The following is a 23,430-nucleotide window of genomic DNA, read 5'->3' as shown; positions in this document are numbered from 1 at the left end:
AAAAGTTGTCCACGGTGCGCGTGCTCGGGTAGGCGTCGTAGCCCCAGATGCGATCGATGATCGTCTCGCGGTCGAGGGCCTCGCCCGCGCGCTCGGCGAGCAGGCGCAGGATCATCGCCTCCTTCTCCTTGAGGCGGCTCTCGCCCTCGGGCCCGCGCAGCGTGAAGGCGAGCAGATCGATCTCGCGGCCGGCGAAGCGGAGCACGGTGATCGGCGGCTTGCTGCGCGCCCACTCCTCGCGTCTGAACAAACCCTTCACGCGGGCCAGCAGCTCGCGCAGGTTGAAGGGCTTGGTCAGGTAGTCGTCGCCGCCTTCTTCGAGGCCGCGCACGCGGTCCTCGTCGCGGTCGCGCGCTGTCAGGAAGAGGATCGGCACGCGCTCGCCCTTCTCGCGCAGCAGGCCGCAGAACTCGAGACCGTCCATGCCGGGCAGCATGACGTCGAGCAGGATCAGGTCGGCGCGGCTCTTCTGCCAGATGCGCCAGGCCTCCTCGGCGCTGGCGGCCAGCACCGGCTCGTAGCCCTCGAGCTCGAGGTTGATGCGCAGGCCCTCGGCGAGGTGCTCTTCGTCCTCGACGATGAGGATGCGTTTCTTCGTCGCCATGCTCAGTCTCCTTCCGGGCGCGGCGCGGCCGGCAGCAGCAGCGAGAAGCTGGCGCCGGCACCGGGCGCGCTGACGAGTTCGACGCGGCCGCCCATGGCCTCGAGGTTGCGCTTGACCAGGTAGAGCCCCAGGCCGCTGCCGTGGATCCCTGCCGGCCGCCGGCCGGCCTCCCCCACGCGGTAGAAGCTCTGGAAGACGCGCTTCTGCTCCCGCCGCGGGATGCCCGGCCCCTCGTCGCGCACGCTCAGGCGCAGCCAGCGCCCTTCGCGCGCAAGGCTGAGCGTCACCTTCGCTGGCGGCGGCGAGTAGTGGATCGCGTTGATCACCAGGTTGCGCAGGGCGGTCGCGAGCGCTGGCTCGTCGGCGCGCACCAGCTCGCCGGCCGGCAGCGCGCTCGTCACCTGGGCGCCCTCGCGGGCGATCAGGGGCGCCAGGTCGGCCAGCACCTGCCGCGCGATCTCGGCGGGATCGAGCGCAACCGGGTTCAGCGCGGCCGGCGACTCCGCGCGGCTGACGGCCAGCACCTGCTCCACCATCAGGCGCAGGCGGCGCAGATCCTCGGCCATGTGGGCGAGGATCGTCGCGCGCTGCTCCCCGCCGAGCTCGGGGCGCTCGAGCGTCTCGCTGTACAGGCTCAGGCTGGCCAGCGGCGTCTTGAACTCGTGCGTGACGCCAGCGAGGAAGAGCTCGCGGCTGCGGCGAAAGGCCGCCTCGCGCCGGTAGGCGACGAAGACCATGCTCGCCCCGGCCAGGAGCAGGAAGAGGAAGAAGCCGCCCTCCCAGAGGAACATCCGCCGGCGGCGCGCGGTCTCGACGCGGATCGCGCTCTCCATCCCCGGGTCGATGTGGATCTCGTAGCCGTGCGGCGTGCGCGCGAAGTGCAGATCGGGGAAGTGCGGCGCCAGCGTGCCTTCGGGGTCAGCCTGGAAGGCGGGCACGCTGCGCAGGAGGTGGGCGGCGTGGAGCTGGTCCGTTTGCAGGCGCTGCACTTGCCAGTTCAGGTAGTGCCTGCCTTCGCGCCCGAGGTAGACGAGCCACCAGATGCCCTGGGCGAGGATCGTCACCAGGAAGACGAGGTAGAGCCACAGCAGCAGGCGGCGGGAGCGCAAGGGGACCGTCCTCGGGACCGAAACTTGACCCGCATCATAGCAGGGCCCGCGACGCCTGCCTACCTTGGCCGGTAAGGGCGGACCGGCGCCCGGCAGCGCGAGGTGAGGTGCGGCACCGGCCTCAGGAGGACCATGCAGCGCATCCTCGCCGGCACTGTCGGCCGTCGCGGCCTGAAGAGCTACCGCGTGCGCCTGCTCGTCCAGATCGGCTTCGCGGCCCTCGTGCTCTTGCTCGGGCTGCAGTTCGCCCACTTCGTGCGCCGGGCCGAGCAGCTCGCCCCCGCCTACCGCGCCGACCTCGAGCGCGGGCTCGATGCCGAGGCACTCGCTGCGCGCTACGAGCTGCCCGCGCGGCCGCCGGGCGTCGAGGGCTTCCTGCCGATCAGCGGGCTGATGGGCCTCGTCGACTGGATCCGCCAGGGCCGGCTCAATGCCGTACACCCCGCGGCGACCATGCTCTTTCTCCTCTTCGTGGCGATGGCTCTGCTCCTCCGAAAGGCGTTCTGCAGTTGGGTCTGCCCGGTGGGTCTCCTCTCGGAGAGCCTCGCCCGCCTCGGCCGGCGCCTGCCCGGCCTCCGTGGGCGCAATCCGCGCCTGCCGGGCGCGGTCGACATCCCGCTGCGCGGCGTGAAGTACCTGCTGCTCGGTTTTTTCCTGTGGGCGATCTTCACGATGAGCGGGCCGGCGCTCGCCGCTTTCATCGCCAGCGACTACAACCAGGTCGCCGATGTGAAGATGCTCTGGTTCTTCACGCGGATGGGGCTGACGGCGGCGATCGTGCTGCTCGCCCTCGCCGCGGCCTCGCTGGTCGTGAACGGCCCCTGGTGCCGCTACCTCTGCCCCTACGGCGCCCTGCTCGGGCTCGTGTCCTGGGCCTCGCCCTTGCGCATCGCGCGCCACGCGCCGCGCTGCACGGACTGCGGGCTCTGCGACCGCGTCTGCATGGCGCGCTTGCCGATCTCGCGCTCGGCGCGCGTGCTGAGCCCCGAGTGCACGGGCTGCCTGGACTGCGTCGCCTCCTGCCCGCAAACCAACGCGCTCGCGCTCGCTGGCACGCGGCGCCAGCTCAGCGCCCTGCGCTTCGCGGCGCTGGTGGTCCTGCTCTTCCTGGTGGGCTACGCGGGCAGCCGGGCGGCCGGGCTCTGGTATGGTGCAATCCCGGACACGGAGTACCTGCGCCGCATCCCCGAAGCGGCACAGGTCGACCACCCGCGCTAGGGGCCGGCTCAGCGCCGGCCGGAGACGTACTCGCTCGCCAGGGCCGCCCGCGCCTCCTGGATGAGGCGCCCGGCGAGTTGCGGCCAGGGCAGCACGCTGCGCGCGGGTGCCGCCAGCCGTTCGAGCGAGGCCAGCCTGAGCAAGGCCGCTGCGCGGTAGCTGGCCAGGCGGCGGCGGTCGATGGCCTGCGTCTCGCCATAGGCGGCGAGGAGAGCGGAAGCGAGGCCGGGCGCGGCCGCCAGCCGTCCGTGGGTCTGGAGATCGGCGAGCCACAGGTGCGCGGCGAGGTTGCCGAGGTCCAACTCGGCCTCACCGAGGGCCACCGCGTCGAGATCGATGAGGCCCACACGGGCCGCGCTCAGGATGATCTGGTCCGGGTAGAGGTCGCGGTGGAGAGTGACCGCCGGCCCCTCGGGCAGCGCCGCCAGCACGCCCGCGGCGGCCCGGGCGGTCTCGGCGTACAGGCACCGGAGCGACTCCGCCAGTTCGCTCCGGGCAACTCGCTCCTTCGCCTCCTCGAGCACGGCCAGTTCCGCCTCCCGGCTGTGGCGGGGCCAGGGCGACTGCCCCCGCTGCGCGCCCTCCGCCAGGCCAGGGGCGCCGTGGAAGCTGGCGAGCGCCGAACCGGCTCGCGCCACCTGGCTCACTGCCCCGGGCCCCGCGCAGGCCTCCGCGAGGCTCACGCCCTCCAGGCCCGTCATCAGGAGGAAGCGGCGTCGCGCAAGATAGCCGAGCGGGTCGGGCAGGTCGCAGCCGGACCCGATCTGCGCGCGCAGTGCGCGCAGGACTGCCAGGCTGCGTTCCCCGCCGGACCCACGATAGAGCTTGCCGTAGAGGACCAGCGGCCGGGTTCGCTGCCCCGCCTGCCGCGCGAGGGCCAGGTAGCGCACCGTCAAGCGGCGCTCGGGCCACTCCTTGACCGGGGTGATCGCAACCAGACCGCGAAGCTCCCAGTCCGAATCGGCGCCCGTTTCGCGCAGGAGCCGCAGCGCCTTGCTCGGCAGGAGGAGACGCTCCCGGCGTCGCTGCCAGGCTGGGGACGGCCCTGCCTCGCCTGGCACCTGCCCATTCGCTGCGGGCCGCCTGTCGCTGCTCTCAGGCATGCTTGGCGATCCGTCCCCACTCGCTCTGGAAGAACTCGGCATAGGCGCCGCCCTGCGCGAGCAATGCCCGGTGCGGCCCCTCCTCGACGATTCGGCCCTCCCGCAGGAAGACGATGCGATCGGCGCGCAGGATGGTGCTGAGATGGTGGGCGATGACCAGCGTCGTGCGGCCGCGCGTCAACTCGGCCAGTCCCGCCAGCACGGCCTCCTCGGCGATCGGGTCGAGACCGGTCGTCGGTTCGTCGAGCAGCAGGATCGGGGCGTTCCGCATCAGCGCGCGCGCGATCGCCAGCCGCTGCCGCTGCCCGCCCGAGAGAGTCCCCCCTCGCTCGCCGATGACCGTGTCGTAGCCGCGGGGCAGGCGCAGGATGAACTCGTGCGCCCGCGCCGCGCGGGCCACCGCCTCGATCTCGGCATCGCTGGGGGCGCTCCCCTTCCGCCCGATCGCGCCGTAGCTGATGTTCTCGCGGATCGAGAGCCCCATCGTCGCGGCGTCCTGAGGCAGGAAACCGATCTGTCGCCGCAGGGAACGCAGGCCGATCTCCTGCACCGGAATCCCCTCGATGCGAAGCTCCCCGGCCGTGGGATCGTAGAAGCGCGGAATCAGGTGCAGGAGTGTGGTCTTGCCCGCGCCTGTCGGTCCGACGAGCGCGATCAACTCACCGGGCCGCGCCTCGAGGTCGATCTCCTGCAGCACGGGCGTGTCTGCCCGGTAAGCGAAGCTGACGCCGCGGAAGCTGATCCAGCCGCGCACCTCGCGCAGCACCCGGCCGCCGGCCGGGTTCTGGATCGCCGGCTTCTCGTCCAGGACCTCCAGCACGCGGTCGCCGCAGGCGGACGCCTTCGCCATGCGCAGGGTCATCTTCGCGGTCTGCTGCAGCGGGCGATAGAGGCTGCGCAGGTAGGCGAGGAAGACCAGCAGTTCCCCGGGGCTCAGGCGGCCGGCGAGCACGTCGCGGCTGCCCAGCCAGAGGACGAGGCAGATGCCGAGCGCGATCGCCACCTGGACGGATCGATTCATCTGCGCCTCGAGGCGCGTCAAGCGCACCCCCGCGCCAAGGCTGCGCCGGTTCATCTGCTTGAAGCGCTCGTCCTCGTATTTCTCCGCCGTGTTGGCCTGGACGACCTGGATGCTGGTGAGGACCTCGTGCATCGACGAGGCCAGGCGCCCTTCTCGTTTGCGTTGCTGCTGAGCCGCCACCGACAGGCGCAGGCGGAAACTGGAGAGGATCAGGAAGAGCAGCGGCACGATCAGCACCGCGATCAGGGTCAAACGCACGTTGAGCGCGAGCATGCCAACCAGCATGCCGACGATCACCAGGCCCTGCGTCAAGAGGGTGATCAGCGCGGCGACGACCATCTCCCGCAGCATCACGATGTCCCCCGTCAGACGCATGAGCAGATCGCCTGCCTGCGCCCGGCGGTGGAAGGAGAGCGAGAGGGTCTGCAGGTGATTGAAGAGCGCCCGCCGGATGCCCATCACGACATCCTGGCCCGCGGTGGCGGCGCGTACGTTCTGGATGAAGTAGAACTGCCCGCGCAGGAGCGCGAGGACGAGCACGGCGGCGGCGGCCCCGCCCAGCAGGACCACCCGTCCGTCCGCACCGAGCGTGGCCAGATCCCAGCCGAAGATCCGCAGCGGTCGCTGCAGGAGGATGCCGTCGAAGATGACCTGCAGCGGCCAGGGTTCGAGCAGCGTCGCGATCGTGTAGCCGACGCTCGCCGCCGCGGCGAGCAGGATCGATCGCAGCTGCGGGCGCACGTAGGCCCGGAAGCGCCTGAGGATGGCGAGGAAGCGCATCGCGTCCGCCCACGCGGACCGGAGCGGCATGACGTTAGCCCTGAGCTGCAGCATCGAGCGCCTCTCCCTCGAACCCGGGCTCGAGCACCGGCGCGAGCCCGAGCCGTTCGCGCAGTTTGGCCTCCGACCAGCGCCGATCGCCCCGGGCCGAATGCCGGAAGAGGTGGATGAGGATGCCGACGTTGGTGCGCAGGTTGAACCGCGTCTCGACGAGGCGGCGGCCGCCCGTGGCCAGGCGGGCGGCGAGGGCGGGATCCTGGACGAGGATGTCCATCGCCGTCGCGAGCGATTCCGGCTTGCGCTGCCCGACGAGCAGTCCCGTCACGCCATGGACCACGGCTTCGCCGATGCCCGAGACGGGGGTGGAGATCACGGGCAGGCCGGTCGCCATCGCCTCCAGGATCACGGTCGGGATCCCGTCGCGATCCCCGTCCTCGCAGACGATCGAGGGCTGAATGAGCACGCTCGCCGACGGGAGCAGATCGGCGCGCAGTTCGGCCAGGGGCACCGCCCCGGCGAGGACGACCGCGTCCGTGAGGCCGGCCGCCGCGATCCGTTCGGCCAACCGCTCGCGCTCCGGCCCCTCGCCGGCGATCACGCAGCGGAACGCACGTCCGCGATCGCGCAGGATCCGGCAAGCCTCGACCAGATCCGCGAAACCCTTCTTCTCCACCAAACGGCCGACGGCCAAGAAGAGCGGCGGCTCCTCCGGACGCGCGCCGAGCGGCAGGCCGAGCGGCCGGACGAAGGTCCACTGGCGGAGGTCCATGCCGTTCGGCACCGTGAGCAGGCGCCGCCGCGGCACGCGGAAGTCCAGGCTGCGGATGAAGTCGCGATTGAAGTCGCTGATGGTGATCACGAAGCTCGCTTCGCGAACCCGCTTCTTGAGCTTGTTGTTCTTGCCGTGCTGGTGGCCGGCCCAGAAGAGGTCCTTGGCGGGGCCGGTGAAGCTGAAGGGAATCCCGGAGATCATGGCCGCGAGCTTCGCCTGGCGGGCCGGTCCGCTGGCGAAGTGCGCATGAAAGTGCTCGACACCCGCGCGCTGTGCTGTCCGGACGATGTAGGGGGCCGCGAGGAACTTCTCCCAGGCGGCGTCCGAGCCGCGGGTGCGAGCAAAGTGAAGCGTCTGCCAGTACCGACGCGGAGAGCGCAGGAGGCAGCGCGCGTGGGCGATCAGGTGGCGGACCAGGGCGGCGCCCCGGAATTCGGGGACGACGTGCACGCGCGCCTGGACCGCGGCGACCTCGGCCTGGCGCAGCCGCTCGTTGGGCGTCTTCATCGAGAAGATGACGACCCGCACGCCCTGGCGCTCCAGCTCCAGGATCTCGTTGAGGATGAAGGTCTCCGAGAAGCGCGGGAACATCTTGAGGACGTAGCCGATCGTCAGGGGAGGGCCGGGCGTCGGAACGAACTCGCTGCCCGCGAACGGGGGGAGCGCGACCAGGTTGCTCATGCTGTCCACCTCCAGTTGACGCGACGCGCGGGTTCCGCGGCACCGAGCACCTCGCGCACCAGCCGCCGCCAGGTCCAGGCCCGCGCTTGCGCCGCGGCCGCCGCCAGGCCGGCGCGCCGCCCCGGGTCGTCGGCAAGACGGGTCAGCGCCGTCGCCAGCTGCGCCTCATCGCCCGGGGGGACGAGGACGACGCCGCGGGACTCGTCCAGGCACTCGGCGAGCTGTCCGATCGCCGACGCGATGACCGGTCGGCCGGTCGCGAGGTACTCGCTGACTTTGAGGGGCGAGAACCAGTGATCGTCCATGGGGCCGTAGGGGGCGCAGAGGACGTCGCAGGCGGCGATGTACTCCCCGACCGCTGCGTGCTCGACTTGACCCGTGAAGCGCACGCGGTCGCCCAGCGCCAGCTCCCGGGCGAGGCGCTCCAAGGAGGCGCGCTCGGGGCCCTCGCCCACGATGAGCAAGCTCAGGCGCGGCAGCTTGGGTAGCGCCTGCGCGGCCGCCCGCAGCAAGTGGTCGACGCCGTGCCAGGGCTTCAAGGTGCCCGTGAAGCCGACGACAAAGGCGTCCTCCAGACCGAGCTGCCGGCGCAGCGCTGCGCCCTCGCGGCCGGCGTGGAAGAGCTCGCCATCGACGGCGTTGGGCAGAACGAGGATGCGGGCCGGATCGACGCCGAGCCTGCGCGCGTGGACGGCCAGGGCCTCGGAGACGACCACCAAGCAGTCCGCCCGGCGGAGCAGCCAGCCCTCGGTGGCGCGGGCAAGGGCACCCAGCCGCAGGCCCCGGTAGCGGGCTTCCTCCTCGGCCAGGGGTGCGTTCACCTCGAGGCAGTGCGGCACGCCGAGGCGGTGCGCGAGCAGCGAACCCGCGATCGCAGTCAGGGCGTAGCGCTCGTAGACGAGATCCGGATGCCAGGCCGCCGCCAGGCGCCGCCCGCTCCTGTAGAGGGCAAGGTTGTCGGCGAGGCGCAGGAGGGCCCGCTCCAGCGGCCGCCCGCCGCGGCTCCAGCCCGCGATGCGACGCAGGGCGCGCTCCTGCCAGGGGGCGCAGGCCGCACGCGTCATCGCGCAGGTCGGCGGCGGCCCCGCCGCCGGCCCGGGCTGCGTGGTGATCAACTGGCTCTCGACGCCTTCGGCGGCCAGCGCCTTGATCACCGAGCGCAGGTGCACCGAGGCGCCCTTGCCCCCGCGGACGGGCACACCGCGATCGGCGCTGACATACAGGATGCGCTCGACCCCGAGCGTCCGCTTCAGGCGCCCGGCGATGCGCGTCTCCCAGTCCCGGGCCGCGAAGTTCGCCTGCACCCAGGCCCGTCCCGCCTGGCCGAGCCCGCGCGCGAAGGCGAGGTCCGTGATCAGGCGCTGCAGCCCGTCGGCGAGCGCCTCGGCGTCATCCGGCGGCACGAGGAGTCCCGTCTCGCCGTCCTTGACGAGCTCCCCGATTCCCGGCAGCGCCGTCGACACGACGGGCAGGCCCATCGCCATCGCCTCGGCCAGGGTGTTGGGGATCCCGTCGCGATCGCCGTCGGCGGCGATGCGCGCCGGCAGCACGACGCAGCTCGCCACGCGATAGGCTTCGCGCACCTCGTCGAGCGTGGAAAGGCCCGCGAAGGTCACGCACTCGGCGAGACCGAGGGCCGCGGCCTGATCCGCCAGCGGATGGGCGAGCGGACCGGCGCCGATGATCGCGAGCCGGAGACGCAGACCGCGCTCGCGCAGGCGGGCGGCGGCCGCGATCAGGACGTCGAAGCCCTTCTTCGGCACGAGCCGGCCAACGGCGAGGATCAGCGGCGCGCGGCCGGAGGCCGCGCTGGGCCCGGGTTCGACCGCGGGCGTGAAGTAGTCGCAATCGACGCCGTGGTAGTTGAGCAGCACCGCAGGCTCGGGCAGACCGGCTGCCGGCGCCGTCAGAGCCTGCAGGTAGCGTTGATTGCTCCCCGAGCAGACCGTGGTGAAGCGAGCCGCGGCGAGCTTGCGGCGCAGCGAATCCGGGCTCGAGAGATGGATGTCCTTCGCGTGCGCTCCCATGCTCCAGGGAATGCCGGTGAGCGCGCAGGCGAGCCGGGTCACGCTGGCCGGCGTGTGCGCCCAGGCGGCGTGCACGTGCGCCGCCCGATCGGCGCGGAGTCGCCGCGCGAGCAGCAGGCCGCGCAGGAAGCGCCGCCAGTTCGCCCGCGTCGGGCGCAGGAGCGTCCACGTCAGCTCTTTGAGGGTCGCGCCGGGCCGTCCGCGGAGGGCAACGCCCAGTTCGGCGAGGCAGGGGCCGAGGCTGCCCGGACCGGGGGCGGCCAGGTAGCGCACCTCGGGCAGCAGCGGCAGCGCCTCGGGCTGCACCCGGGAGTCGCGCGTCGGCGGCAGGAGGGAGTAGATCTGCACGGGAATGCCGGCCTGCTTGAGCGCCAGGATCTCGCGCAGGATGAAGGTCTCGGAGATCCGCGGGAACATCTTGGCGACATAGGCCAGGGTCCCCGTGCGTCCGTCCCAGGTCGCCGTTTCCGGCTGCATCGCCGGCGCCGGCGAGAGCGGCCGCGACGAGGGGGCGGCCGCGAGGATCTCGCTGCGGGCGGCGCGGCTCATTCGAACACCATTGCCTGTGGATCCAGCCTCGCTTCCAGGGAGTCCACGAAGTCGACGCGCAAGCGCCAGTAGTAGTCTCCGGCGGGCACGGCCTGCCCGGCCAGGTCGCCCGCGTTGGCGACGCCGTTCCAGGAGAGTTCCGCCGCCACCAGCTTCTCGGAGGTCCAGATCCGATCGCCGGCTGCCGTGTAGACGAAGACGCGCACCCCGTCGAGCTCCACGCGGCCGCCGCTGGGGTTCACCCAGCGAAAGGTCAGGGGCGCGAAGACGTTCGGACGCGGCAGGCGGACACCGGCGGCGGGCGCCAGACTCCGGCAGCCGAAGGCCCAGACCTCGAACTCGAGCGGGGGTTGGAGCTGGTCGGCCGAGTCCAACTCGAAGACTCGGCTCACCGAGTCGAAGTCGCCCGCGTCAGCGCCGGAAACCTTGATCTCCCAGCGCCCGGCCGGGATCTCGGCGAATCCGAACTGGCCGCCGACGGTGACCGTGGCGGCCGCGGTCTCGCCCGTCTCGGCGTCCTCGATCTCGACGTCGAGGCCGTCGGCGGGCTGCTCCGCGCGCAGCGCCGAGCCCGTCACGTTGGGAATCGGCACCTGCGGGCCCAGCCCGTCCTCGACGTCCGGCGAGCAGGCGCCGATCGCGGCGGCGAGCGCAGAGCAGAGCAGCAGGTGGCGGCAGCGTCGCGTCGTCGATCTCATCGCAACAACGTCAGCCGGCCCGCGCCGCGCGCGGGGCTCCCCTGCAGGCGATACAGGTAGGTGCCGGCGGGGGCGCGCCGTCCTTCGGCGTCGAGTCCGTTCCAGAGGCGGGCGTCGCGGTCGCCGCCGGGCAGGGTGACCACGTGCCGGCCGGCAACGTCGTAGAGGAGCAGGTCCAACTGCCGGGCCGTCTGATCGAGCGCCTCGAAGGTGACGCTGCCGATCGCCGGATTCCGGGTCGGGCGCACCCCGAGTCCCGCTACCGGCAGCGCGCTCTCCGGCGCGGCCACGTTGATCGGCGCGCCCATCGCCCAGATCGTCCCCGCGGCATCGGCAACGTAGATGTGGCCGCTCGGCGCCGGACAGGGCACCGTGCGGATCTGGCTACCGACGGTGAAGGTCCAGTCGAGCTGGCCGTCTGCGCGCAGGCAGTGGAAGACCCCGCTGTCCGAGCCGACGCAAACCACGTCATCGTCGCCGAAGTAGACGGGCGAGCTGTAGATCTCGCCGCCCGTGTCGTACTCCCAGGCGAGAGTGCCGTCGGGCAGGAGGGCGATCAGCTTGCTGTCCACGCCGATGTAGATCTGCCCGAGGGGGCCGATGGCCGGCGAGGAGCGCAGGACGTGTCCGGTCGGATAGGCCCAGAGGAAAGTCTGGTCCAGAGTCACTGCGTACAAGAAGCCGTCATAAGAGCCGAAGTAGACGACTCCGCTCTCCGTCACGGTCGGCGACGAGAACTTGAGCTGTCCATTGGTCAGCGCGGACCAGCGCAGGGTGCCATTGGCATGCAGCGCGTAGAGCTTGCCGTCCAGCGAGCCGAAGAGCACGGTGCCGTCGTTGGCGATGGCGGGCACGGTGCGGATCGCGCCGCCCGTGAGGTAGGACCAGCGCAGGGTGCCGGTCGCGTTCACCGCGTAGAGCCGCCCGTTCTCGGCCCCGATGTAGATGGTGCCGTCGGCGGCGATCTTCGGAGACGACTTGACCGTACTGGGCAGCGCTAGCGTCCAGCGAGCGCTGCCATTGGGGTTCACCGCGTGGAGCACGCCATCGGCGCTGGCGATCGTGATGCTGCCGTCCGCGGCGATCGCCGGGGTCGAGTGCCGGAAATTGCCACCGGCGGAGTACGACCACAGGTGGTCCCCCTGCGGGGAGAGCGCGAGGAGCCGATCGCCGAGCGTGCCCACGTAGAGGCGGCCGTCCGCCCCGACGACCGGCGAGGAGAAGACGATGCTGTCGCCCGTGGCGACGGTCCAGGCCAGCAACGAGTCGAAGGGGGCGTCGTTCGTGCAGAAACCCGAATTGCGCGCATCGCCGTGGAAGCTGGTCCAGGCGGCCTGCGCGGGAACCGCGGCGAACGCGAGTGCGATGGAGGCGGCGCCAATGAGGCCGCGCGTGAGACTGGAAATCATGCCTGCTCCTTTGGGCTAGTCTTCCCAACGCCAGTCGATGCCGACGGCAACAACGGATTCCGAAAAGGTCCCTTCGTCGTCGTAGTCGATCGCGCTCTCGGCGGCCAACTCCGCGCTCCGCCAAGCGCGCGTGAACTGGCCGACGAGGGCGAGGTCCGCGCGCAGCGTCCGCTGCAGCGTCGCCTGCACCGCCCCCGAGCGGTCCTCGCGTCCGTAGTGGCTCCAGTCGTCGACGAGGGTGGACAGGTACTCGCGCCGCCTCAGCTCCAGGGCCAGCTCGGCCTCGAGCAGATGCGGGGCGGCCGCAATGACGAGGGCCGGTCGCAGCCACCATTCGGCCGCGGAGAGGTCGCGCCCGAGGTCGGGCTCGTTGCGCGACCAGGACCGGAGATGTCCGCCGCTGAGGGCGAGCCGCAGCCGCGGATTCGCCTCCCAGTTCGCCCCCAGCGCCAGCGCGAGGCGCCGCCGATCGCGCTCGTTGAAAGCCTCCACATAGTCTCGCCAGGTCCCGCCGACCTCGCCGCTCAGCTGCCAGCGCTCGCCGAGCGCCTGGCGGAGTTCCAGCCCGGTCTCCCAGGCGCTGTAGACTTCCGCGCGAAAGAGGGGAGCGCCGGGCAGGGCGTCCTTGTCCAGCCGGTGCCGCGCGTAGACCTGCGGCACGTAGCCGAGCTTGAGACCGACGCGGGTCCGCCCGGCCAGCCGTCCCAGCAGCTCGATGCCGAATCGCTCCCGACTGACGATCGCATTGCCGATGTACTGCCGGCGCTCGTAGTCCCCCGCCAGCTGCGTCTTGACGCCGAGCGGACGGCCCAGCGTCCAGCGCGCCTGGGCGGCCAGGTCGAGGAAGCGGTCCGTCATGGCGTCGACCGCGAAGAGCGTGCCGGGCGCGCCGGCGGCGAAGGCGGCGCGCTCGGCATCCGAGGCATCGAGCAGGTTGCTGTCATGGCCCAGCCGGATGCCGAGTGCCGCCTCCGCGGGCTGCAGACCGGCACTCACCGATCGCGCCCCCGCCAGCAGCAGGCAGGCCAAGGTCAGCAGGTGCTTGAGGGGCGCTCGCGGTGCGCTGACGGCCCCCCGCGGAGGCGTCGGCAGGGCGCCCACCAGTGGCGGCGCGGATGCCCCGCGCTCGGCGCCCGGAGGGGCGGCCGCGGCGCCGCCCCGCGGCCGCGCCACGCTGGCCCGGAAATCCTCGCGAAGCTGTCTCTGCAGCACGGCGATACCGTCTAGGGCGGGTAGAACGGCAGCCGTCAGCGTGGGCCCCTCGTCGAGGCTGCTCGCGAGCGCCGCCTGCAGACTTGTGGTGTCGAGCCGATCGAGGGCCAGCAGGCGCAGGACGCCCCGCGCCGCCAGCGCTTCCGCCCGGATCAGCTGCTCGCGGCGGGGATGCTGGCGGGGAACGACGATGGCCCGCCGGGCGCGCGCCATCACTTCGCACAGCGTGTTGTAGCCGCCCATCGACAGCACGAGATCAGCGGCCGCCATCTGCGCTGGCAGGTCCGGCAGGTACTCGTGGCATTCGGCGGCAGGCAGTTGCGCGAATCGATCGCCAAGCGCCGTGCGAGTGTCGCCATCCATCAAGGGCCCCGTGATGACCAGGAAGTGGTATGGACTCGCCGGCCCGAGCGCGGCCTGGAGGTCGGCGACCGCGCTGAGCAGGGGCTCGCCGTCGCCGCCGCCACCGACAGTCACGAGGACGCGCGCGCGCGCGCCGGGCGGCGTGCCGGGCGCCGCCGTGGGCGCGGGATCGCCCGGGCCGATGTAGCCGAGGAAGCGAGTCCGCCCGCTCGGCAGCGCGTAGGCAGCCTCACTATCGTAGATTTCCCGGCAGCCGAAGACGTTGACCGCGTCGAACAGACCTTCGACGGCCGCGGCGGCGCCGGTCGCCTGCCAATGCGCGCGGATCGTCGACGCGTCGTCGAGGATGTCGCGCAGGTTGAGGTGGATCTTGCAGTTCGGGTAGCGGCGCTTCAGGTGTTGCAGCGCCGGCCGCAGCTCACCCTTCATGCCCAGGGGCACGTTGTCGACCATCAGGAGGTTGGGGCGGAAGTGATCGATCGCCGTCAGGATGAGACGACTGCGCAGGCGCCGGATCCGGCGGGGAGTGATCAGCAGCGAGCGGGACCCGTACTCGCTGGGACCCAGTTTCACGACCGAGGGCAGCTTCAGGTAGTCGACGCGGGCGGGGAACTGGAAGCGATGCGCCACGGGCGAGCCCGAGACGATCAGCACGCAGGCCTGGGGGAAGGCGGCCACGATGCCGGCCGCCACCCGCTGCGTTCGGGTGAGGTGGCCCAGGCCATAGGTGTCATGCGAGTAGATGACCGCGCGCAGGCGATCGCCCTCGGCCTGCTCGTGGTTCTCTTGTGACCGGGTATCCATCGTCGTCCCTGCCAGAGTGCGGGCGGGAGGCGGGCTGCGAGGCGCTCGGCGCAATCGCGTGGACTCTCGCGCGTGGCCAAGCGGCGAAGCTGATCCGCCTGTGACTGGAGTGGACGTGGCGAGCCGGGGGGAAATACCAGGACGGCGGTGTTTGTTGGCAAACACCAATGAGGAAGCGCAAAGAGGAGGTAGGGGTCCGGGATGCGGTCTCCGTGCGAGGGTGCTCGCCCCCTAGCGCATCAGCACGACCTTCGATCGCAACACGCCGGCCGGCGTGCTCAGCCGCGCGAAGTAGGCACCCGCCGGCAGCCGGCGGCCCGCCTCGTCGAGGCCGTCCCAGATGCCGATCCCGGTCGCGCCGAGATCGAGTCGTCGCACGAGGCGACCCGCGCTGTCGAAGACCGCGAGTGGACCGATCGCAGCGGACCGCCCTCCCGGAAGGGAGAAGCGGACCGTCCCGGGCGTGGGATTCGGGTAGGCGTCCAGATGAAGGCCGGCCAGCTCCGGAATGCCGGGGACGGCGGTCTGATCCGCGCCAAGCGCGAGCGGCAGGAAGATCATGCCCGTGCCGAGGCGGCCGAGATAGGCCTCGTTGCCGGGCAGGCTGTAGATGTCCGTCACCGCCGACGCGACGCGCGCGCGAACCGCGCCGTGGTCGAGCGATGGATCCTGGGCGAGGATGAGCGCCACTTCGGCCGAGACGAGCGCCGTGGCGAAGGAGCAACCGGCGCCCAGTCCCCACTCCTCGTCGTCCTCTCCCTCCGGGTAGCTGCTGCGCAAGCCGACGCCCGGAGCGGCGACGAGGACCCGCTCGCTGTAATCGGCGAAGTCGGCCTTCACCCCCAGCGTGTCCAGGGCCGTGACCATGAACACCTCCGCCACCTGCGCGGGATAGAGGGGTAGATCGCTGCGGTTGTCGTTGCCGGCGCCGGCGACGGGGATCACGCCCTCGGCGGCGCAGCGCTGGAACAGGTACTCGAGCCCCGGCAAGGTCTCGAGCCGGGCGCCGAAGCTCATGTTGATCACGCGTGCGCCGGCCAAGCGGGCGTACTCGATACCGGCCGCCATCGTGAAGAGGTCCGTGCGCCCCTCGTCGTCGAGAATGCGGATGGGCAGGATGCGCGCTTCCGGGGCGACGAGAGCGATCAGGCCGGCGACCATGGTGCCGTGCCCGTAGCCCTCGTCGATCATCCCGTCGAGATCGTCATCGACGCCGTTTGCTTCGTCGCGCGGCTCGTTGTCGCCATCGAGGAAGTCGCGCCCGGGCCAGGTCAGGCGATCGTGGAGGACGTCGTGACCCTCGTAGACCCCGGTATCCAGGACGGCGACGGTGATCCCCTCGCCGCGGGAGTAGGCGTGGGCGGTCGCCACTCCGATCGCTTCCGCCATGCGCTGAAACTCGAAGTCCGCCCAGCCGCCGCCGACGGCGCCGACGACCATCTGCCGCACGGCTTCCGGACCTTCGACGACGAAGTTGAGGTCGCTGCGCAGGACCTCGGGATCGGCTGCCATGAGCAAGGCCAGCTGCTCGCAATCCTCCAGCTCGGGCACCTCGACGAGATGGTAGTTCTCGTCCGCCAGCGATGCGACGAGGGTGGTTCCCCAGCGACCGTTGAAGGCGGCGATGTCGCTCCCGGCCAGCAGCCGCACGGCGACCTGTCGATCGCGGTACTCGGGACCCTCCCCGTCGCTGGCGGTGGCCTCGCGGGGAACACCGGCCGTAGCCCATAGCAGAGCAGTCAGCGCGGCGGCGCGAAGGAACGGGAATGCCGGCGGAGTCTGGAGCCGAATCATGGGGCACCTGCCGATGCGGAGGGGACTGCCAGGAATGGAGCTGTCGGGAGTGTACATCAATATGGAAAGAACGTCAATTTTCCACAAATCCCGGGCCGCACAGCCGAGATATCGGACAACGTAATCGGCAAGGCCGGATCCCGGGTTGACAGGGCCTCGCGACCCGTCCTATTGAAGCGGGGGTGAGCGAGTCCGCGCCGCGCGTTGGCGGCAGCGATTCACCCCGAGGAATCCATGGATCTGCGTTCGCAGGTGGCCGCGATGCTCGCGGGCGATGAGCTGGCCTGGCGCCGGTTCCTGGCCGACTACGGGCGGCTGATCTATGCGGTGGGCCGGCGGCTCGGCCTGACCGAGGCGGAACGCGAGGACCACTTCCAGACGGTCTGTCTGGCCGCCCATCGCTCGCTCGCCACTCTGCGCGAGCCGGACCGGCTCGCGGCCTGGGTCTACAACATCGCCTACCGCGCGGCGATCGATACCCGGCGCCGGCAGCGGCCGACGCTCGACATCACGGAACTCGAGGACGATTCCAGGCTGCTGGTCGAGCCCGAGGCGCTGGAAGCCCTCGAGCGCCTCGAGGCGGTCGCACGGGTTCGGGATGCCCTGGGCGCGCTCGACCCTCGCTGCCGCGACCTGCTGCACGCCCTCTTCATCGAAGAACCGCAGCCCAGCTACCTGGCGATCCAGGAGCGGCAGGGCATCCCCATCGGCAGCATCGGACCGACGCGCGCACGCTGCCTCGAGCGACTGAAGAAAACGCTCGCGGGGCTATCAAACCGGGGGCCGGCTCCGTCTACTGGAGGGAAGGCAGACTCCGGCAAGCGGCCGAGAAGAAACAGCGGGAGAACTGAGGAATGACACCGCGCGTGCAGCACCCTGATTGGGAGACGATTCTGGCGCATGTGGAGGAGGGGAAGGACCCTGCAGTCGCGGCACACTGCGCCGCCTGCCCTCGCTGCGCCAGGAACGCAGAAGCCCTGCGCGGTTTGCTCTCGGCACTGGAAGATGCTCGGCTTCCAGCGATCCCCATGGACTTGCTGGAGAGATCCCTGGCTTCCTTGCAATTGTCTCAGGCCGGCGCCGGGGTCGCGAGTGGGGCTCGCGACTCCGGCACGGCTCTCGAGAGATGGATCGAGCGGCTCGGCCGCCCGGTGCAGGCGGTCGTCGCGGTGCTGACGGCCGACTCCTCTCTGCGGTCCGCGCCCGCGCTCCGGAGCGCCGCCGTTGCCGGCGAGCGGACGCTCTTCTACGAGGCTGGGGCCTGCCGCCTTGCGCTGCAGCTCGCGGACGCGGGGGGCGGATGTCGCAACTTGCGCGGACAGCTGATGGCGAACTCGGGCCAGGCGATTCCGCCCGCGACGCGGGCAGCGGCCCTCGGCGCCGACGGTCTCGCGGAGTACCCGCTCTCCGACCTCGGGGAGTTCGAGATTCCCTCCCTGCCCGCGAGCACGGCGAGCTTCTCCATTCTCATCGCCGACCAGTTGATCCGTATCGACCTGCCCAGCTAGTATCGACCGCAGCCGCCGGCTGCGGCGGCCGGCAGTTGCTGCGAAGGTCGCCTCATGGTATCGGACGATCGACCCCTTGCCCCTCCGCTCGCCGAAGGCGACCTCACGCCGGCCTTGCTCGCGGCGCGTCTAGGCGATCCCGCCTACCGGCCCGATCGCGCGGCGATCGCCGCCGCCCGGGACTGCGCCGCCTCCCTCCTGATGAGCGACCCCGCTCGCGCCGATGCGCTCTCGCGACCGCTACTGCAGCTGGCCCGCCGCCATCAGGCCAGCGTTGGGCCCGAGGGGCTGGCTCACGCCTGGCGCTGTCGCGCCGAGGCCTATCTCTTCACCGGCCGCCTGCGGCTCGCGCGCCGCGCTTATGGTGAGGCCTGCGCAGCCGCGGAACGCGCAGGTGCCGCCGCCCTGCTCGGCCAGATCCTCGTCGGCAGGGTCCATCTCCATTCGCTGCTCGGGGAGCGGGTCCTGGCGGAATCGCTGAGTCGCCAGGCGGAACGGCTTCTGCGGCGGAGCCGCGACCTCGCCTACCTCGGCAAGCTCTTCATGAACCGCGGCAACGCCTCCTACCAGCAGGATCGCTACGGCGAGGCCCTCGCGAGCTACGGCGAGGCCGCTCGCATCTTCGATCGCCTTGGCCAACGCGACGCCACCTGGGTCGGGCTCCTGATGAACCAGGCCATCTCGCAGACGAGCCTGTCGCAAGTGGAGCCGGCGCGGCGCCTCTTCTTGCGGGTGGAAGCGGAGTGCGCGCGGCTCGGCCTCGATTCGCTCCTCGCGCAGGCCCGCTTCAACCGCGCCTTCCTCGAGGGGCTCCGCGGCGACTTCCGCGCCGCGCTCGCTCTGCTGGAACAAGCCGGAGAGGCCTTCGCAACCGCGGGGCAGCGGGACATGCTTGCCGCCTCGCAGCGCCTGCGCGCCGAGCTGTACCTCGAGCTGGGCATCGCCGACGAAGCGCACGGCCTGATCCAGCAGGCGATCGCGGGCTTCAGCGGCGAAGCGATGGCGCTCGACACGGCGCTCGCCCGGGTGGACGAGGCCCAGATCCTTCTCGCCCTCGCGCAACCCCAGGCCGCCCTCGCTCCGCTGACCGAGGCCCTCGACTACTATCGCCGGCAGCGCATTCGGCCGCGCGTGGCGCAGGCGCTCGCGGTCCAGGCGCGGGCCGCGCTCGCGCTCGGCGATCTGGCCGGCGCCCAGCGCCTGGTCGGGCGCGCCAAGCGGATCCATGCCTCGCTCGGCATGGTGCGCGGCGCGCGCGACGACTGCTTCCTCAGCGCGGAGATCTGCCTGGCCCGACGGCGGCCGGCCGCGGCGGCGGCGGCGCTGGCGCCGGTGCTGGCCGAGCGCGGCCGGCTCAGCAGTGGCGATCGGCTGCGGCTCGAAGCGCTCCTCTCCCACCTCGCGGCGCAGCGCGGGGAGCGCCGCCTGGCGGCGCGGCATTTCGCCCGGGCGCTGCTCGCCTTCGAGGCGCAGCGCCGGCTCATTCCCGGCGCCGAGATGCGCACGCGCGCCTTCGCCCGCTACGACCCGCTCTTCACCCAGCAAGTTGGCCTCCAGCTCGACGCCCGCCGACCCCAGTTCGCCGCGATCTTCGCGCTGGCAGAGCGGGCGCGAGCGCGCGGATTCCGCGAGCGCCAAGCGGCGCGAACGCGGGTGATCCCGGAAGCCCAGCGCGCCGAGCGGGCGGCCCTCGCGGCGCTGACCCGCCGACTCGAGGACGCCGAGCTGCTGGGGAGTCCTGCCAGCGATTCCGCGGCCCTGGAACGCCTGCGTCGCGAGCTGCTGGCGCGCGAACGCAGGCTCCTCGGCAACATCCGACAGGTGGCGGGGCTCGACCCGGGCGGTGCCGCCTGGCAGCGGACCCGCCTCGACCAGATCGCGGCGGTCCTGCGCCCCGACGAGTGCCTGCTTCAGTACTTCGTAGCCGGCGATCGCATCGTCGCCCTGCTCCTCACGCGGAGCCAGCGGCGCCTCGTCACCCTGTCAGCGACTGAGGCTGAGATCCGTCTCGCGTGCGAGCGCTTCCGCTTCCAGCTGAACGCCGCCGCCCTCGCGGCCGAGCGACCTGGTTTCGACCTCGCGCTCGCCCGCGAATCGACAGAGCGCGCGCTGGCCCGCCTGCACGCGGCGCTCATCGCGCCCCTCGCCTTGCGCATCCCCAGGGACGGACGCCTCACGGTGATCCCCCATGCCTTCCTGCACGGGGTTCCCTTCGAATGCCTGCACGATGGGAGCGCCTACCTCGGCGAGCAGTTCCTCATCACGCGGACGCCAACCGCCGACTTCCTGCTCGGCCGCAAGCGACGAGGGCGACAGGCGGCGGGCGGCTATCATGTGGCCGGGGCGATCCGCGTGGGGCCGCCCGAGACCGGCGCCGAGCTCGCGGGCGTCGCCGGCCAGCTTGCCGCCGCCGGCCGGCGGCCGCGGGTGCACCGCGATCCGACCCGCGAAACGCTGCTCTCGCTCCTGCCCGACTGCCGGCATCTGCACCTGATCACGCACGGCCGCTTCCGCGCCGACAACCCCCACTTCTCGCGCCTGGCGACCGACGACGGCGCCGTCTTCCTCGCCGACCTCGCCGACCTCGAGCTAGCGGCGGAGCTGGTCGTCCTCAGCGCCTGCGAGAGCGGAGAAGTCCTCGGGGAGCAGGGCGGGGAACTGGACGGCGTCGCGCACGGCTTCCTGGCGGCGGGCGCGCGGACCCTGGTCGCAAGCCGCTGGCGGGTCCACGACGCCGCGACGCGCGACTTCATGGCGGCCTTCTACGCCGAGTACCTCGCCGCGGCGGAGGCCGACGCAGGGCGCGCCTTGTGGGCCGCCGCCCGCGCTTTGCGCGAGGCGCGCGGACACCCTTTCTTCTGGGGGGGCTTCAGCGTCTACGGCGCCTAGGGCTCAGCCGCCGAGCCGCTGACTCAGCCGCTCGGCGCGACGCCCCAGCTCGCCCGCCTTGCGGTCGCCCGGGTAGCGCTCGAGCGCGAGGCGATAGTAGGCGAGCGCGGCCTGGAGATCGCCGGTCTTCTCCTCGTGCAGCTTGCCGGCCTTGAGCAGGCTCTCGGCCGCTCGCTCGTGCTGCGGGAAGTAGTCCGCCACGCTGGCGAAGGTGGCGGCGGCGCTGCGGTGGTCGCCCAGGCGTTGCGTCTCGAGCATCGCCGCGCGCTCGAGCGCCTCGACGCCACGCGCCTCGCCCGGGAAGCGCTCGGGCAGTTCCTTCAGCGTGGCGGCGGCCGCCGGCAGGTCCCTGAGCTGGCGCTCCTGGATCTCGGCCACGGCAAGCAGGGCGGCCGGCGCCGCTTCGTCCGCCGCGTACTCGTCGGCGAGACGGCGGTAGTCGGCGATGGCCTGCTTGAAGTCCTTCAGGCGCGCCTGCGTCTCGCCGAGCAGGAAGAGCGCGCGCGGCGCATAGCGGCTCTCGGGGAAGCTCGCCACCAGGCCGCGCAGGATCGAGATCGCCTGCTGGCCGCCGTTCAGCTCGCGGCTGAGCAGCTCGGCGCGCGTGTAGCGGGCGTAGGGCAGCGAGGGGTCCTCCGGGTAGAGCGCCTCGAACTTGCGGAAGGCCTGGGCCGATTCGAGGCTGCCGCCCTTGTTCGCCCAGGAGACGGCGATCCAGAGGTCGAGGTGCGGCAGGCGCGCGTCGAGCGGGTAGTCGCGCTTGAAGGCCGTGCACTCGGCGAGCAGGCGCTCGTGCAGGCGCGTCGCGTCGAGCTTGCTGAGGAAGCTGAGGTAGGCGTAGTGGCGGTCCGCGCGGCTGCCGGAGCCGTCCGCCTCGCGCAGCAGGGCTTCCAGGCGGCCTCGCTGGTCGATGTAGAACTTCTCGCGGCCGAGGATGGCGCGCAGGGCGTCCAGCGCCGCGGCGCGCTCGTCGCTCGTCGGGTACAGGTAGAGCAGCTTCGCGTAGGCGGCGAGCGCTGCGTGCCGGTCGCCCGCGTCCTCGTAAGTGCGGCCGAGCAGGTAGAGGGCGCGATCGGCGCGCGCACCGGCCGGGTAGACGGCCAGGTATTGCTCGAACTCGCTGATCAGGTAGGGCTGCAGCGCGCGGTCGAAGCGGTTGTAGAGCTCCTCGAGGAAGCGATAGGTCGCGCCAGCGTCGCCGGCCCCGGCCGGGAGGGGCGCCGCGAGTGCCGCGAGCAGGAGCAGTGACACGAGGCGCTGCCGCATGATCCACCTCCGCGCTGCGTTCGAGACCGAATGCCCCGCCAGACTGCACGAGCGGCGCGGGCTTGCCAAGGACCTTTCGATCAGCGAGCGCCGCGCGCGGAAGCCTCGGCGTCGGGCGCCTCGCCGTCCGGCCGCTCGCCGTCGACGAGCGGCAGCTCGCGCACCGCGCGCACGAGCAGCTCGGCCAGCGTGGCGATGTCCCGCAGGTTGTGCTCCCAGATGCCCGGCAGGTGGCGCAGCTCGCCGCTCCTTTCGTAGTCCTCCCAGATGCGCGGCACCTCGCTGCCCGGCAGATCGGCCAGCCGGCGGCGACCGAAGAGGCGCCGCTCGAGGGTCTGCAGGCGGAAGTCGGGCAGGCGGCCCTGCCAGAGGCGGCGCGCGAGGTGGAGCAGGTCCACGTGCGCGTAGCCGAGGGGCTCGAACCAGCCGTGGAAGCGCAGGCGGCTCTCGAGGAAGGGCGCGTCGAAGCCGCGGCCGTTGAAGGTGACGAGCAGCGGGTGCCGGCGCAGGTGGGCGATGAACTCCCCGAGCAGCGGCGCCTCCTCCGCATAGCCGCGCGGGAAAAGCTGCGTGCAGGTGAGCGGCTTCTCGCCCGGCCCCAGGCGCATGAAGCCAAGCAGCACGACGATGCCGCGGTGCAGGCCGGTCGTCTCGAGGTCGAGGAAGAGCAGGTCCTCGGCGCGCGCCTCGGCGAGCAGGTCGGCGTCCTGGACGAGGCCGGCGAGCCCGGCGGCCTCGGGCAGGGCCTCGCGCAGGGCCTCGCCCAGGCCGCGCAGATGCGGCAGGCGCGTCTCGACCTCGACCTCGCGGCGCAGGTACTCGCCGACCTGTCCCTGGGCATCGGCGTGGCGGCCGACCGTCGCGCCGACCAGCGCTTCCAGGCTGGCCTCGGCGCCGGCCTCGTCGATCCAGGGCAAGTCGGAGAAGTCGACGGGCTCATCCGCCGGCGCCAGCGGGCGGCGCTCGGCCGCATCGCCGGGCGCGCGCTCGCCGCGCAGGCGGTCGTGGCTGAGGCGCAGGCGGGTGAGCGCCTCGAGCACCTCGCGCAGGGAGTCGTCGTCGCGCTGGGACATGGGCCGTTCCGCCGTGGAGGGTGCCGGGAAGAATACTCGACAGGCGTATAGGGTGCAAGCCGCCAGCTAGCCGGCCAGGGCCGCCGGGCGCAAACGCCAGAGGGCGAGGAGCAGCGCCAGCCCCGAGAGCAGGCCGCCGGTGGCGAGGGCGAAGGGCGCGCCCCAGGCGCGGGCCAGCGCCCCGGCGAAGAGCCCGCCCAGCGGCACCGAGGCCGCGAAGGCGGTGAGGTAGACGCTCATCACTCGGCCGCGCAGCGCGTCGGGGACCCGAGACTGGATGGCCGTGTTGGCGGTCGCCGTCAGCGAGACGGCCGCGAAACCGGCGCCGAAGAGCAGCACGAAGGCGAGGGGCGTGAAGTTGGCGCGCGGCGAGAGCGCAAGGGCGATGTCGGCGAGCGCGAGGCCGCCGGCGCCCACGAGCATCGTGCGGATGGGATCGACGCGCCGCCGGAAGGCGAGCACCAGCCCCGCGCACACGGAGCCGACGCCCAGCGAGGCCATCAGCGCGCCGAAGCCCTCCGAGCCGATGCGGAGGACGTCGCGGGCCCCC

At 72.0% G+C, this 23,430-nt stretch carries 17 protein-coding genes; 4 read left to right on the top strand and 13 right to left on the bottom strand.

Features of this window, described 5'->3' with window-relative positions; all coding sequences use genetic code 11:
* Positions 1-604, bottom strand: a 604-nt coding sequence (locus FJ251_04195) for a response regulator transcription factor (GenBank protein ID MBM4116933.1), incomplete at its 3' end; no start/stop codon positions are given.
* A 2-nt stretch (positions 605-606) separates the two neighbouring features.
* Positions 607-1,713 (bottom strand): HAMP domain-containing histidine kinase, encoded by a 1,107-nt coding sequence (locus FJ251_04190; GenBank protein ID MBM4116932.1) that lies wholly within the window; start codon positions 1,711-1,713, stop codon positions 607-609.
* A 132-nt stretch (positions 1,714-1,845) separates the two neighbouring features.
* Here FJ251_04190 and FJ251_04185 point away from each other — a divergent pair, with 132 nt between their 5' ends.
* Entirely contained in the window at positions 1,846-2,931 is a 1,086-nt protein-coding gene (locus FJ251_04185; protein ID MBM4116931.1) for a 4Fe-4S binding protein, read from the top strand.
* 8 nt (positions 2,932-2,939) lie between these two features.
* On the opposite strand, the gene FJ251_04180 is transcribed toward FJ251_04185, so the two are convergent.
* From FJ251_04180 to FJ251_04145, 8 genes are all read right to left on the bottom strand, one after another.
* Positions 2,940-4,076 (bottom strand): aminoglycoside phosphotransferase family protein, encoded by a 1,137-nt coding sequence (locus FJ251_04180; protein ID MBM4116930.1) that lies wholly within the window; start codon positions 4,074-4,076, stop codon positions 2,940-2,942.
* A complete protein-coding gene (locus FJ251_04175; protein MBM4116929.1) occupies positions 4,027-5,889 on the bottom strand; it encodes an ABC transporter ATP-binding protein in 1,863 nt (620 codons plus the stop codon). Before FJ251_04175 ends, FJ251_04180 begins: the two co-directional genes overlap by 50 nt.
* On the bottom strand, positions 5,870-7,288 hold the full coding sequence (locus FJ251_04170; protein MBM4116928.1) for a glycosyltransferase family 4 protein: 1,419 nt from the start codon (positions 7,286-7,288) through the stop codon (positions 5,870-5,872). Before FJ251_04170 ends, FJ251_04175 begins: the two co-directional genes overlap by 20 nt.
* Positions 7,285-9,864, bottom strand: a complete 2,580-nt coding sequence (locus tag FJ251_04165) for a glycosyltransferase (protein MBM4116927.1) — start codon at positions 9,862-9,864, stop codon at positions 7,285-7,287. Before FJ251_04165 ends, FJ251_04170 begins: the two co-directional genes overlap by 4 nt.
* Positions 9,861-10,562: a hypothetical protein gene (locus tag FJ251_04160; GenBank protein ID MBM4116926.1), complete on the bottom strand. Its 702-nt coding sequence runs from the start codon at positions 10,560-10,562 to the stop codon at positions 9,861-9,863. The genes FJ251_04165 and FJ251_04160 overlap by 4 nt, the downstream gene beginning before the upstream one ends.
* Entirely contained in the window at positions 10,559-11,971 is a 1,413-nt protein-coding gene (locus FJ251_04155; protein MBM4116925.1) for a hypothetical protein, read from the bottom strand. Before FJ251_04155 ends, FJ251_04160 begins: the two co-directional genes overlap by 4 nt.
* A 15-nt stretch (positions 11,972-11,986) precedes the next feature.
* Positions 11,987-14,350 carry a hypothetical protein gene (locus tag FJ251_04150; protein ID MBM4116924.1) on the bottom strand — a complete coding sequence of 788 codons (2,364 nt, stop codon included), beginning with the start codon at positions 14,348-14,350 and terminating at the stop codon, positions 11,987-11,989.
* Positions 14,351-14,581: 231 nt separating this feature from the next.
* Entirely contained in the window at positions 14,582-16,201 is a 1,620-nt protein-coding gene (locus tag FJ251_04145; protein MBM4116923.1) for a hypothetical protein, read from the bottom strand.
* Positions 16,202-16,378: 177 nt separating this feature from the next.
* On the opposite strand from FJ251_04145, the gene FJ251_04140 reads away from it, so the two are divergent.
* The 3 genes from FJ251_04140 to FJ251_04130 all read left to right on the top strand — a co-directional run bounded on the left by FJ251_04140 (position 16,379) and on the right by FJ251_04130 (position 20,541).
* Positions 16,379-17,002, top strand: a complete 624-nt coding sequence (locus FJ251_04140) for a sigma-70 family RNA polymerase sigma factor (protein MBM4116922.1) — start codon at positions 16,379-16,381, stop codon at positions 17,000-17,002.
* 293 nt (positions 17,003-17,295) lie between these two features.
* The gene (locus tag FJ251_04135) at positions 17,296-17,652 is read left to right on the top strand and encodes a hypothetical protein (GenBank protein ID MBM4116921.1); all 357 of its coding nucleotides are present in this window, start codon (positions 17,296-17,298) and stop codon (positions 17,650-17,652) included.
* Between the two features lie 54 nt (positions 17,653-17,706).
* Positions 17,707-20,541, top strand: coding sequence for a CHAT domain-containing protein (locus FJ251_04130; GenBank protein ID MBM4116920.1), 2,835 nt, complete (start codon positions 17,707-17,709; stop codon positions 20,539-20,541).
* Between the two features lie 3 nt (positions 20,542-20,544).
* Here FJ251_04130 and FJ251_04125 read toward each other — a convergent pair whose 3' ends face one another.
* The 3 genes from FJ251_04125 to FJ251_04115 all read right to left on the bottom strand — a co-directional run.
* The gene (locus FJ251_04125; protein ID MBM4116919.1) at positions 20,545-21,807 is read right to left on the bottom strand and encodes a tetratricopeptide repeat protein; all 1,263 of its coding nucleotides are present in this window, start codon (positions 21,805-21,807) and stop codon (positions 20,545-20,547) included.
* An 80-nt stretch (positions 21,808-21,887) separates the two neighbouring features.
* A complete protein-coding gene (locus FJ251_04120) occupies positions 21,888-22,880 on the bottom strand; it encodes a hypothetical protein (protein ID MBM4116918.1) in 993 nt (330 codons plus the stop codon).
* 66 nt (positions 22,881-22,946) lie between these two features.
* Positions 22,947-23,430: MFS transporter (locus FJ251_04115; protein MBM4116917.1), on the bottom strand; the 484-nt coding region annotated here is incomplete at its 5' end.

This window comes from bacterium (assembly GCA_016873475.1).
Classification (GTDB): domain Bacteria; phylum Krumholzibacteriota; class Krumholzibacteriia; order JACNKJ01; family JACNKJ01; genus VGXI01.
This window is presented reverse-complemented; position numbering and strand designations above follow the sequence as displayed.